General features: G+C 68.7%; 14 protein-coding genes. All 14 read left to right on the forward strand.

What is annotated here, in order from left to right; all coding sequences use genetic code 11:
• The first annotated feature begins 44 nt into the window (after nucleotides 1–44).
• The 14 genes from KGA65_RS08865 (at nucleotide 45) to KGA65_RS08940 (ending at nucleotide 12,355) form a co-directional block, all read left to right on the forward strand.
• Nucleotides 45–1,238 (forward strand): beta-ketoacyl-[acyl-carrier-protein] synthase family protein, encoded by a 1,194-nt coding sequence (locus KGA65_RS08865; RefSeq protein WP_225862787.1) that lies wholly within the window; start codon nucleotides 45–47, stop codon nucleotides 1,236–1,238.
• Nucleotides 1,235–2,029, forward strand: a complete 795-nt coding sequence (locus tag KGA65_RS08870; protein ID WP_225862788.1) for a beta-ketoacyl synthase chain length factor — start codon at nucleotides 1,235–1,237, stop codon at nucleotides 2,027–2,029. The genes KGA65_RS08865 and KGA65_RS08870 overlap by 4 nt, the downstream gene beginning before the upstream one ends.
• Nucleotides 2,026–2,463 (forward strand): hotdog family protein, encoded by a 438-nt coding sequence (locus KGA65_RS08875; protein WP_225862789.1) that lies wholly within the window; start codon nucleotides 2,026–2,028, stop codon nucleotides 2,461–2,463. The genes KGA65_RS08870 and KGA65_RS08875 overlap by 4 nt, the downstream gene beginning before the upstream one ends.
• A gap of 8 nt (nucleotides 2,464–2,471) precedes the next feature.
• A complete protein-coding gene (gene fabG, locus KGA65_RS08880) occupies nucleotides 2,472–3,212 on the forward strand; it encodes a 3-oxoacyl-ACP reductase FabG (protein ID WP_225862790.1) in 741 nt (246 codons plus the stop codon).
• A 4-nt stretch (nucleotides 3,213–3,216) separates the two neighbouring features.
• Nucleotides 3,217–4,245 carry a chorismate transformation FkbO/Hyg5 family protein gene (locus tag KGA65_RS08885; protein ID WP_225862791.1) on the forward strand — a complete coding sequence of 343 codons (1,029 nt, stop codon included), beginning with the start codon at nucleotides 3,217–3,219 and terminating at the stop codon, nucleotides 4,243–4,245.
• Entirely contained in the window at nucleotides 4,235–5,005 is a 771-nt protein-coding gene (locus tag KGA65_RS08890; protein WP_225862792.1) for a lysophospholipid acyltransferase family protein, read from the forward strand. Before KGA65_RS08885 ends, KGA65_RS08890 begins: the two co-directional genes overlap by 11 nt.
• Nucleotides 5,006–5,024: 19 nt before the next feature.
• A complete protein-coding gene (locus KGA65_RS08895) occupies nucleotides 5,025–5,780 on the forward strand; it encodes a glycosyltransferase family 2 protein (protein WP_225862793.1) in 756 nt (251 codons plus the stop codon).
• A 46-nt stretch (nucleotides 5,781–5,826) separates the two neighbouring features.
• Entirely contained in the window at nucleotides 5,827–6,282 is a 456-nt protein-coding gene (locus KGA65_RS08900) for an acyl-CoA thioesterase (RefSeq protein ID WP_225862794.1), read from the forward strand.
• 167 nt (nucleotides 6,283–6,449) lie between these two features.
• Nucleotides 6,450–8,243 carry a glutamine--tRNA ligase/YqeY domain fusion protein gene (locus KGA65_RS08905; RefSeq protein ID WP_225862795.1) on the forward strand — a complete coding sequence of 598 codons (1,794 nt, stop codon included), beginning with the start codon at nucleotides 6,450–6,452 and terminating at the stop codon, nucleotides 8,241–8,243.
• Nucleotides 8,244–8,309: 66 nt separating this feature from the next.
• A complete protein-coding gene (locus tag KGA65_RS08910) occupies nucleotides 8,310–9,413 on the forward strand; it encodes an acyltransferase family protein (protein ID WP_225862796.1) in 1,104 nt (367 codons plus the stop codon).
• A gap of 363 nt (nucleotides 9,414–9,776) precedes the next feature.
• Nucleotides 9,777–10,463 (forward strand): energy transducer TonB, encoded by a 687-nt coding sequence (locus KGA65_RS21050; protein ID WP_310740950.1) that lies wholly within the window; start codon nucleotides 9,777–9,779, stop codon nucleotides 10,461–10,463.
• An 84-nt stretch (nucleotides 10,464–10,547) separates the two neighbouring features.
• Nucleotides 10,548–11,384, forward strand: a complete 837-nt coding sequence (locus KGA65_RS08930) for a MotA/TolQ/ExbB proton channel family protein (protein WP_225862797.1) — start codon at nucleotides 10,548–10,550, stop codon at nucleotides 11,382–11,384.
• A 108-nt stretch (nucleotides 11,385–11,492) separates the two neighbouring features.
• Nucleotides 11,493–11,921, forward strand: coding sequence for an ExbD/TolR family protein (locus KGA65_RS08935; RefSeq protein WP_225862798.1), 429 nt, complete (start codon nucleotides 11,493–11,495; stop codon nucleotides 11,919–11,921).
• Nucleotides 11,922–11,932: 11 nt separating this feature from the next.
• Nucleotides 11,933–12,355: an ExbD/TolR family protein gene (locus KGA65_RS08940; protein ID WP_225862799.1), complete on the forward strand. Its 423-nt coding sequence runs from the start codon at nucleotides 11,933–11,935 to the stop codon at nucleotides 12,353–12,355.
• Nucleotides 12,356–12,486 lie beyond the last annotated feature (131 nt).

A 12,486-nucleotide genomic window follows, 5' to 3' on the forward strand; every position in this document is an offset into this window, starting at 1 on the left:
ACCGGCTCTCTTCCCCGTTCTCGACTCACGCTTGCAGGTTCTCCGTGCCGGCCATTGAACTCACCTCCTACACCTTGACCAGTGCCCTGGGCGCTGGCCTGGATGCCACCTGGGCCGCCCTGCAATCCAAGCGCAGCGGCCTGGCCCGACGCGCCTGGGAAACCGTGGACCTGGACACCTGCATCGGTGAGGTGGAGGGCCTGGACGACCTGCCGGTGCCCGCCCCATGGCAGGCCTTCGACTGCCGCAACAACCGCCTGGCCTTGCTGGCCCTGCGACAGGATGGCTTCGAAGCGGCCGTGCACGCAGCCATCGCACGCCATGGCGCCCACCGGGTGGGGGTGTTCCTGGGCACCAGCACCTCCGGCATCCTGAGTTCGGAGCTGGCCTATCGCGAGCGCGACGCCGAAGGCCATCTGCCAGCCTGGCTGGACTACCGCCACACCCACAACACCTACTCCGTGGCCGATTTCGTGCGGCACCACTTCGGTCTGAAGGGCCCCGCCGTCGTGGTCTCCACCGCCTGCTCCTCCAGTGCCAAGGTGTTTGCCAATGCACAGCGGATGATGCGCGCTGGTCTCATCGACGCCGCTGTGGTCGGCGGGGTCGATTCCTTGTGCCTGACCACGCTGTACGGCTTCACCTCGCTGCAACTGGTGGCCCAGGCCCCCTGCCGGCCCTGGGATGCCGCACGCAACGGCCTCTCGATCGGCGAGGCGGCCGGCTTCGCCCTGCTGGAATGGTCAGAGACCCCGACGCCCGGGGCCATCCTGCTGTCCGGCGTGGGCGAATCCAGCGACGGACACCACATGTCCGCCCCGCATCCCGAGGGCCTGGGGGCCCGGCTGGCCATGCAGGGCGCCCTCGACGCCGCGGGTCTGCGCCCCGAGGATGTGGACTACATCGCGCTGCACGGCACCTCCACCTCGGCCAATGACGCCGCGGAGGACAAGGCGGTGGTCGGCCTGTTCGGGGCCGGCACCGTGCCCTGCAGCTCCCTCAAGGGACACACCGGCCACACGCTGGGCGCCGCCGGCATCGTCAATGCCGTGGTGGGGGCTCTGGCCCTGACGCACGGCCTGGCCCCCGCCGGCGTCGGCACCCAACAGCTTGACCCGACCCTGTCCTCGCGCTACCTGCTGGACAACCTGCGCCTCCCCTTGCGGCATGTGCTGGGCAACTCCTTCGGCTTCGGCGGCAGCAACTGCAGCGTCCTGCTGTCCAGGGAGGTCGCATGAGCGAGCCACTCGCCACGGTCCATCTGCAAAGCATCGGTCTGTACGGCCCCGGCATGAGCGGCTGGGCCGAGGCCCTGCCGGTGCTGCGCGGCGAACAGCCGCTGACGCTGACCCCGACCGAGCTGCCCGCCCCCACCTCGCTGCCGCCGGCAGAGCGACGGCGCGTCGGCGTGGCGCTGAAGCTGGCCATGGCCACCGGCCTGGATGCCGTGCAGGCCGCCGGTGCCGACGCCCACACGCTGGCCACGGTCTTCTCCTCCACCGGGGGCGACTGCGACAACTGCCACCACCTGCTGGACACGCTGGCCTCCGCCGACCGCGCCGTGTCGCCCACCCGCTTCCACAACTCGGTGCACAACATGCCCGCCGGCTATTGGGGCATCGCCAGCCACTGCCTGGCTCCCTCCACCAGCCTGTGCGCCTACGACGCCACCTTTGCCGCCGGCCTGCTGGAGGCCTTCACGCAGGTGCAGACCAGCGCGCAGCCGTGTCTGCTCGTGGCCTTTGACACGGCCTATCCCGAGCCGCTGCGCCAGGTCCGCCCCATCCCCTACGCCTTCGGGGTCGCGCTGCTGTTGAGCCCCGAGCCGACCACCGGCCCGCGCCTGCAGCTGGAACTCACCCAGGCCCCGCCGGACACCCTGGCCGATCCGGCGCTGGAGACGCTGCGCACCGCGGTGCCCGCCGCACGCGCACTGCCCTTGCTGCAGGGCCTGGCCCGGCAGACCGCCGGCCACTGGGTGCTGGACTATCTTGAAGACCTGCAGCTGCGGGTGAGCGTGCAGGCATGAGCCACGACCACGCCTGGATCGCGGCCCACATCCCGCACCAGGGACGCATGTGCCTGCTCGACGCCGTCTCTGAATGGGACGACGAGCACATCGTCTGCACCGCCAGCAGCCATCGGGCCCCCGACCACCCTTTGCGGACCACGCGCGGCCTGGAGATCACGGCCGGCATCGAATACGCGGCCCAGGCCATGGCGGTGCACGGCGCCCTCACCACCCCCGAGGCCGCCGCCGCCCGGCAGGGCTATCTGACCAGCGTGCGCGACGTGCAGTGGCAACAGCCCCGGCTCGACACCGTGGACTCGCCGCTGCAAGTCCACGCCGAACGCCTCTCGGCCAACGGCATGACGGTGCTGTACCGCTTCTGGCTGGCCGCCGATGGGCACAATCTGCTCAGCGGCCGCGCCACCGTGGTGCTGGACGCCGAGAAGCTCTGACTTTCCCGATGAACACTCCCGAGAAACCCCGGCGCAAGGCCCTGGTGACCGGTGGCAGCGGCGCCATCGGCGCGGCCATCTGCCGCCGCCTGGCCGCGGACGGCCTGCATGTGCTGGTGCACGCCAACCGGCAGGCGGCTGCCGCCCAGGCCCTGTGTGAGCAGTTGCGCGACAGCGGCGCCACGGCCGACTGGGTGCAGTTCGATGTCACCGATGGCGAGGCCTGCCAGCGGGCCCTGGAGGCGGTGCTGGCCGACGGCCCGGTGCAGGTGCTGGTGAACAACGCCGGCATCCACGACGACGCGGCCTTTCCGGGCATGTCCGCCCTGCAATGGCACCGCGTGATCGACGTGTCCCTGCATGGCTTCTTCAACGTCACGCAGCCACTGTCCATGCCCATGGTCCGCAGCCGCTGGGGCCGCATCATCTCGGTGTCTTCGGTCGCCGCGCTGACCGGCAACCGGGGCCAGACCAACTATGCGGCCGCCAAGGCCGGCCTGCATGCCGCCAGCAAATCCCTGGCCCAGGAACTCGCCAGCCGCCACATCACCGTCAACGTGGTGGCCCCCGGCATCATCGAATCCGAGATGTCGGCCGGCGTGTTCGACCCGGAGACCATCGCCCGCCTGGTGCCGATGAAACGCGCGGGCAGCCCGGACGATGTGGCCCATCTGGTGGGCTTCCTCGCCAGCGAACAGGCCCGTTACATCACGGGACAGGTGATCTCCGTCAACGGGGGCATGGTCTGATCCCATGAGCGCGATCGCGACGCCGACCGCCCTGACCTCTGGCCTGGCCTTCCTCCTCGCCCCGACGCCCGCCGAAGCAGAACGCCGGGCCCAGGTCGTGGGCCTGACGCCCTTGGGTGGGCTCAGCCCATCCGTGCCCGCCGATGCGGGGAGCGCGCCCTGGCTGCCGCTGAACATGCCCTTGCTGGGCAGCAGCGAACTCGCCAGCCAGCTCTGGTGCCTGCCGGGACCGGTCTCGGCCTGGCAGCACAGCACCGACACCGGGGTGCACCTGCACGCCCGCGTCGCCCGCGATGCCCAGTTCCTGCTGGCCGAATCCCGCGTGGACGGACCGCTGGCCACCCAGGCCCGCCACCTCTACACCGCCGTGCTCGGCGCGCTGCGTGGCAGTGGCCACCCCCACCCCATCCGCTTCTGGAACTATCTGGCCGACATCCACGGCACCGAGGACGGTGAAGAGCGCTACCGGCGCTTCAACCAGGGCCGCCGCGAGGCCATGCAGGCCCTGGGCTGCGCCATCACCGAAGGGGCTCCCGCCGCCTGTGCGCTGGGCAACCGAGAAGGGCGACTGCGCGTGGCGGTGCTCAGCGGGGCCCAGGCGCCCCGTGCGATCGAGAACCCGCGCCAGGTCAGCGCCTACCACTACCCCGCGCAGTATGGGCGGACCCCGCCCGTGTTCTCGCGCGCCGCGCTGCTGCCCTTGCCCTTCGGCCGCGACCTGCTGCTGATCAGCGGCACCGCCAGCATCGTGGGCCACCAGAGCCTGCACGAAGGCGATGTACAGGCCCAGACCGAGGAGGCCTTGCGCAACATCGAGGCCCTGCTGGCGCAGGCCTGCGCGGGGCGCCCGGCGTTGTCCTTGTCTGAACTCAGCGGCCGGGTCTATGTCCGCCACCCGGCCGATGTGCCCCGGGTGCTGGACCGTCTGGTCGCGCGCGGCATGACGGGCTTCAGCGTGCTGCAGGCCGAGGTGTGCCGCCGTGAACTGCTGGTGGAAATCGAGGCGGAGGGCTGGGTGACCCATGCCGGCTGAGACGCGGGGCCTGCGCCGGGCCGGGCAGGTGCTGCTGTTCTACCTGCTGCTGCTGTGGCTGGGCGGCATGCTGCTGGCCGGCAACTTGTTCTGCCTGCCGCTGGCGCTCGTGCCCGCACGCGTTCGGCAGCCCCTCATGCAGCGACTGATCAGTGCCCTGTTCCGGCTCTTCCTGGCCGGCTGCACCCGCTGCGGCCTGATGCGGCTGGACCTGACGGCCCTCGACGAGCTCAACCAGCGCCCCGGCGGCATGCTGATCCTGGCCAACCACCCGAGCATGATCGACGTGTTCCTGGTCCTGTCGCGTGTGCGCGAGGCCCTCTGCCTGATGAAGGCCGACCTGGTGACCAACGCCTTCCTGGCGGTGGGCGCCCGGCTGGCCGGCTATGTCAACAACAGCCGTCCCGAACACCTGATCCGCACGGCGACACGGGCGGTGCGCCGAGGCCAGCGCCTGCTGGTCTTCCCGGAAGGCACCCGCACCGTCGAGGACCCGATCAATCCGCTCAAGCCCGGGGCAGGCCTGATCGCCAAGCTGGCGCAGGCCCCCCTGCAGGTCGTCATCCTGCGCACCAACTCGCGCTATCTGTGCAAGGGCTGGCCGATCTGGCGTGCGCCGCGTTTCCCCGTGGTGTACCAGGCCCGCCTGGGCCCCTGCCTGCCGGCCCCCCGCAACGCGAGCGACACCTTGACGCAACTGCAAAATGCCTTCCGACAGCAGTTGCCCACCTCGGCGATCGACCCGGAATTCACGGTCTGAACGCCCGAGCCATGACACCATGACATCCCACACCCACCTGGTCCTCATCCCCAGCTACAACCCCGGCCCCAAGGTCTATGAGACCGTGCAGGCCGCCCGTGCCCAGTGGACGCCGGTCTGGGTGGTGGTGGACGGCAGCACCGACGGCACCACCCAGACACTGCAGCGCATGGCCGCCACCGACCCGGGGCTGCGCGTGCTGGTGCTGCCGCGCAACTGCGGCAAGGGTGCGGCCGTGCTGCACGGCCTGGACGAAGCCCAGCGCCTGGGCTTCACCCACGCCCTGTGCATGGATTCGGACGGACAACACCCGGCCATGCTGATCCCGCAGTTCATGGAGACCTCCCAGGCCAATCCGGCCGCCATGGTGCTGGGCGTGCCGGTGTTCGACGCCAGCGCCCCGGCCCTGCGGGTGCAGGGCCGCAAGATCTCCAACTGGTGGGCCAATCTGGAGACGCTCTGGGCCGGCATCGGCGACTCGCTGTACGGCTTTCGCGTCTACCCGATCGAGCCGCTGCGCCAGGTGATGCACGGCCAGCGCTGGATGCGCCGTTTCGATTTCGACCCCGAAGCCGTGGTGCGCCTGGCCTGGCGCGGTGTGCGCCCCCTCAACCTGCCCGCCCCGGTGAAGTACCTGACCGCCTCGGAAGGTGGCGTCTCCCACTTCAACTACTGGCGTGACAACCGGCTGCTCACCTGGATGCATCTGCGGCTCATGCTTGGCTTCGCGCTGCGCCTGCCCGCCCTGGTCGGACGTCGTCTGCTGCACCGCTGAATCGCCGCCCCATGTCCGACACGTCCGCACCAATCCAGGCGCACCGATGCCCCTGACCCTGACGCCCCCCAAGGACCGCCCCCTGTTCCAGGTGCCGCGCCGCGTGCGCTTTGGGGACTGCGACCCGGCCGGCATCGTCTATTACCCGCGCTACCTCGATCTGCTCAATTCGGTCATCGAGGACTGGTGGACCCACATCGGCCTGTCCTGGCACGAGGAGCTTCCCCGGCGCGGGCTGTTCACGCCGCTGTCCCACCTGGAGACCCAGTTCCTGCGGCCGTCCCGCATGGGCGATGAACTCGTGGCCACGCTCTGGCTGGAGGCCTTGCAGCGTTCATCCATCCGGCTCAATCTGCTGCTGAGCGGACCGGACGAGGGCCAGGAGCGCTTGGTCGCCCGTGTGCGTCAGGTGTGTGTGGACCGCCGCACGCAGGCGCCCTGCCTTTGGCCCGAAGACGCCCATGCGCTGCTGGCGGCCTGGCGGCGGACGCCGGGTTCCTGAGCGAGCCTGCCGGTGATCTGGTTCGCCCGCCGGACCGTTCGCCACGGTCTGCTTCCACACCATGGGAAGGGTCCTGGTGCCCCGCAGCACAGGCCAAGGCCCGTCGCTACAATCGAACAGATCATCGGGCCATTGCCGGCCCCTGCATCCAGGAACCTCCGCGCTTCATGAGCGACCACAAGAACGCCCCAGCCCCCGAGGCCGTCAAGCCTGCCAACTTCCTGCGCGCCATCATTGAGCGCGACCTCGAAGCCGGTACCTATGCCCACCGCCCCTACGGCGGTACCCCGGGTGACGCCGCCCACCACGCGGCCGGCCAGCCCGACCCGGCCAAGGTGCGGCTGCGCTTCCCGCCCGAGCCCAACGGCTACCTGCACGTGGGCCATGCCAAGAGCATCTGCCTGAACTTCGGCCTGGCGCGAGACTACGGCGGCGTTTGCCACCTGCGCTTCGACGACACCAACCCGGAGAAGGAAGAGCAGGAATACGTCGACGCCATCGAGGAGATGGTGAAGTGGCTGGGCTGGGACTGGACCGCCTTCGGCACCGTCCACAAGTACTACGCCAGCAACTACTTCGACTTCATGTACCGGGCGGCCGAGACGTTGATCGAACGCGGCCTGGCCTACGTGGACGAGCAGACGCCCGAAGAGATGCGCGCCAACCGCGGCGACTTCACCACGCCCGGCACCGACAGCCCCTTCCGGGGCCGCACGCCGGCGGAGAACCTGGCGCGTTTCCGCGAGATGCGCGACGGCCAGCATGCCGACGGCAGCATGGTGCTGCGGGCCAAGATCGACATGGCCTCGCCCAACATCAACCTGCGCGACCCGGCCATCTACCGCATCCGCCGCGCCACCCACCACAACACCGGCGACAAGTGGTGCATCTACCCGATGTACACCTTCGCGCACCCGATCGAGGACGCGCTGGAGCGCATCACCCACAGCATCTGCACGCTGGAGTTCGAGGACCAACGCCCGTTCTACGACTGGCTGCTGGAGAACCTGGCCGATGCCGGCCTGCTGGCCCGCCCGCTGCCCAAGCAGTACGAGTTCGGCCGGCTGAACCTCAGCTACGTCATCACCAGCAAGCGCAAGCTCAAGCAGCTGGTCGATGAAAAGCACGTCAGCGGGTGGGACGACCCGCGCATGCCCACGCTGGCCGGCATGCGCCGGCGCGGCTACACGCCCGCGTCGATCCGCAAAATGGCCGACGACACCGGCGCCTCCAAGACCAACATCTGGATCGACTACTCGGCGCTGGACATCGCGCTGCGGGCCGATCTGGAGGAGCAGGCCGCCCGCGCGATGGCGGTGATCCACCCGGTCAAGCTGAAGCTGACCAACTACGCCGAGATCTTCGGCAGCGCCGAGCACCGTGAGCCCTGCAGCGCTCCGGCCCACCCGCACCACCCCGAGCTGGGCCAGCGCAGCTTCAGCCTGGGCCCGGAACTGTGGATCGAGCGCGAGGACTTCGCCGAGGTGCCGGCCAAGGGGTTCTTCCGGCTCTTCCCGGGCAACAAGGTGCGCCTGAAGTACGGCTACGTCGTCGAGTGCACCGGCTGTGAGAAGGACGCCGAGGGCACCGTCACCGCCGTGACGGCCACCGTGGTGCCCGACACCAAGAGCGGCACCCCGGGCGCCGATGCCATCAAGGTCAAGGGCGTGCTCACCTGGGTGGGCGTGCACGACGGCGTGGCCGCCGAGATCCGCCTGTTCGACCGCCTGTTCACCGAGGCCCAGCCCGATGCCGGCGGCCGCGATTTCCTCTCGGTGCTGAACCCGAACAGCAAGCAGGTGGTCCAGGGCTACCTGGAGCCTTCGCTGGCCAATGCGCCGCCGGAGGTGCGCTTCCAGTTTGAGCGTCACGGCTACTTCGTGACGGACCGCCTGGATCACCGCGCCGAGCGCCCGGTGATCAACCGCATCACCGGCCTGCGGGACAGCTGGGGCAAGTAAGCCCCGCCTTCGCCCCCGCTCTCCGCTGCGCAGGCGCCCTCGGGCGCCTTTCGCATTGGCCCTCCCATGTCTCGCCCTTCTGTCCGTGCGGCCTCGGTGCCGCTGATCGACCTCGGCCGCGTGCTGGCGTCGCAACTCATCGTCTGGCACCACCTGACCCTCTACAGCCCCTTGCAGGCCCAGCTGGACCCGCTGGCCCCCTCGCTGTGGGACTGGCTGGCCGATCCGGCCCGCATGGCGGTGCAGATCTTCCTGGTCATGGGCGGCTACCTGGCCGCCATGCAGTGGCTGCCCCACCCCGACGCGGGCGACCGCCTGCCCCCGGCCGCGCTGCCCCGCGCGCTGTGGCAGCGCTATCTGCGCCTGGTGCCAGCCTGCATGGTGGCCCTGGGGGCTGCGGTGCTCAGCGCCGAGCTGGCCCGGATGATCAGCGACGACCCCAACCTGCCCCCCGCCCCGACCTGGGACCAGTGGCTGGTCAACCTGTTGCTGTTGCAGGACATCCTGGGCCAGGATGCGCTCAACGCCGGCCTCTGGTACGTGGCCATCGACCTGCAGCTCTTTGGCCTGCTGTTGCTGATCGTGGCCCTGCGCCACCACGCGGCCTGGCGCAACGGCCTGACCATCGGGCTGGTGCTCGGGCTGACGCTGGCCTCGCTGTTCGGCTTCAACCTGCGCCATGAACTCGATGCCTGGGGGCTCTACTTCTTCGGCAGCTACGGGCTGGGCATGCTGGCCGCCTGGATCCGCCATGCACGCCACCGCCACCATGCGTGGTTGGGGCAGGCTTTCCTCGCTACCGTGGTGGTGGCCGCCCTGGGCCTGGCCTGGCGTGACCGGCTGCTGGTCGCAGGCCTCACGGCGCTGTGTCTGGCCAGCCCATGGATCAACGGCCCCCTCTGGAGCCGGTTGGCGGCCTGGGGCCCGCTGCCCTGGCTGGCGCGCACCTCGTACGCGGTGTTCCTGGCCCACTACCCCGTCTGCGTGCTCACCGGCGCCGTGGTCAGCACCTTCTGGCCCGAAACGACCTTCTTCAGTGTGCTGGGCCTGCTCATCACCTGGACGCTGGCCCTGCTGGCGGGCTGGGCGCTGCACGTGGGCGTCGAGCAGCAGGTCAAGGCCTGGATGAGGCCTCAGCGCACCACGGTGGCACCGCAGGCCTCCCACTGATGGGGCGCGCCGCGCACCGTCGCGCGCCCCTCCCCCGCGGCCGCTGCCCCCAAGCCGTCCACCCTGTCCACGCCCTGCCTTGGGGGTGGGCGCCGACGGTGAAACTGTCCATACTGGTGCATGACCCTGGCACGGAACTCGCTGGTTCGGTGGTTACGGCCGGAAGCCGGTTCTGTACTGCAGAAATCGGCAACCGGTGGTCCTGACACGTCACATTGCCTGTTTTGTACGTGTTTTCCCAAACCTTCTCAGGGTCAAGCCCTTGTGAAGTGAACGAAGTTGGACGCTATAGTGGCGCCCTTTGGCAACTCACAAGGTTGCCGTCGACAAGAGACAGCGCTGAAAGGCGACTGGAGGATACGAGTGGATTTCGCTGAATCGCAGCGCAACCCTGGCAAGCATCCTGTCGGGTTGATCATCGTGATCGTGCTGCACCTGCTGCTGGGCTGGGCCCTGCTCAGTGGCTTGGCACGCAAGGTGGTGGAGGTCGTGAAGGCCCCGATCGAGACCAAAATCATCGAGGAGGTGAAGCCGCCGCCACCCCCGCCCCCGGAAAACCTGCCGCCGCCGCCCAAGACTGCGCCGCCGCCGCCGGCCTTCGTGCCGCCGCCGGAGGTCCAGGTGGCCCAGCAACCGCAGGCCCCCACCATCACCACGACCAATGTGCAACCGCCGCCGCAAGAGGTGAAAATCTCCCAAGCGGCCCCCGCCGTGCAGGCCCCCCCGGCGCCGCCCGCACCGCCACGGGCAGCCGCCCGCCCGGCGATTGCAGACGTCTCAGCCTGCGCGCCCAAGGGTTCCGACTACCCTGCCGCCGCAGCCCGCGCCCAGGCCACCGGGACCACCCGCGTGCGCTTCACTGTGGACGCCGGCGGCAAGCTGGCCAAGGCCGAGGTCGTGCGGTCCGCCGGCCCGTCCCGCGAGCACCGCATGCTCGACCGCATCGCAGTCGAGAAGCTGAGTGAATGCACGTTCCGCCCCGGTGTGGACGAGAACGGCCACCCCGCCGGTGGCACGTTCGAAGTCGACTACGTCTGGACGCTGCAGTAAACCTTTTTTGAACCGCCCGTCCGCACGACGACCCGTCGGCGCGATGGGCTCATCCCCTCCCCCTGGATACCCCTTGGAGTGAACATGTCCTTTCTGAAACTTCTGCGTGCGCCCCTGCTGGCAGCCACCATCGCTTTCACCGGCACCCTGCCGTTGTCCGCCCTGGCGCAGGAGACCGCTTCCGCCCCGGCCGCTGGTGCCTCGACCGATGTGACCGCCCCGGCCCCCGAATCGATCCCGACCCCGGAAACCAAGAAGGAAACGATCGACAACCCCTACGGCCTGGATGCGCTGTGGAGCCAGGGGGACTTCGTCGCCCGCGGCACGCTGATCATCATGATCCTGATGTCGATGGGCAGCTGGTACATCATCTTCACGAAGCTCTGGGAACAGCACAAGATGTTCAAGAGCGCCAAGGCCGTGACCGACGACTTCTGGAAGTCGGGCTCGGTCAAGAAGGGTGCCGCCACGCTGGAAGAAGGCTCGGCCTTCCGTTACATGGCCGATGAAGGCATCAAGGCCGCCGAACACCACGAGGGCACGCTGGTCGACAACATCGACCTGCACACCTGGATCGGCATGAGCGTCGAGCGCGCCGTCGGCAACATCAACAGCCGTCTGCAGGACGGTCTGGCCTTCCTGGCCACGGTCGGCTCCACTGCCCCGTTCGTGGGCCTGTTCGGTACCGTGTGGGGCATCTATCACGCCCTGACCGCCATCGGCATCTCGGGCCAGGCCTCGATCGACAAGGTGGCCGGCCCCGTCGGTGAAGCCCTGATCATGACCGCCTTCGGTCTGGCCGTGGCCGTGCCGGCGGTGATGGGCTACAACTGGCTGATCCGCCGCAACAAGTCGGTGATGGAGAAGGTCCGTGCCTTCTCGGGCGACGTGCACAACGTGCTGCTGGCCGGCAAGCAGTGATTTTCCGGGGCGGTGCCACGGCACCGTCCACGGGCCGCGACCCCGGTGGCCCCGGGCTGATCCCCGGTGGCGCCGGACGAACCGTCCGCTCGCACAAAGGAACGCAAGATGGCAATGAGCGTTGGCTCCGCCGATGGCGATGAAGAGCAGATGAACTCGAGCATCAACACCACGCCCCTCGTGGACGTGATGCTGGTGCTGCTCATCATCTTCCTGATCACCATCCCGGTGGTCACCCAGTCCGTCAACCTGACCCTGCCGAAGGAAATCAACGTCCCGACGCAGACCAAGCCGGAAAACATCCTGCTCGCGGTCACCAAGGATGGCGACGTGTACTGGTCCACCAAGTACATCCCCGACACCGACACCCTGGTCGAGATGCTCAAGAAGGAAGCGGTCAAGGTGCCGCAACCCGAAGTGCACATCCGCGGTGATGAGAATGCCCGCTATGAGTCGGTGGGCCGCTTGATCGTGGCCTGCCAGCGCGCTGGCATCGCCAAGGTCGGCTTCATCACCGAGCCGCCGGCCAAGAACTGAAAGGAAGCCCCATGGCCATGAGTGTCGGGTCGTCCGAAGACGACATGATGGTCGAGATGAACACCACGCCGCTGATCGACGTGATGCTCGTCCTGCTGATCATGTTCATCATCACCATCCCCGTGCAGACGCACGCGGTGAAGATGAACATGCCGGTGAACTCCCACAACTCGCCGCCCCCGAAGCCGCCCGAGATCGTGCGCATCGACATCGACTTCGACGGCACCATCGGCTGGAACGGCGAGACAGTCCCCAGTCGTGGCGATCTCGAAGCGCGGCTCTACCGCCTGTCACTGCTGCCGGATCAGCCCGAGGTGCATGTGCGCCCCAACAAGCTGGTGACCTACAAGTATGTCGCCATGGTGCTGGCCGAGGCGCAACGCCTGGGCGTGACCAAGATCGGCATCATCGGCAACGAGCAGTTCATGAACTGACCCTGCGCGGGCAGGTCTGGCCACGGGAACACCACCGGGCCCGCCCGCACACCGCTTGCCGGAGAATCGGGGTTCGTTCCGTCAGGATCGAACCCCGATTTGTTTCCTGGACTCCCTTCACAAGGAAGACC

This window comes from Ideonella benzenivorans (assembly GCF_020387415.1).
Taxonomy (GTDB): Bacteria; Pseudomonadota; Gammaproteobacteria; order Burkholderiales; family Burkholderiaceae_C; genus Ideonella; species Ideonella benzenivorans.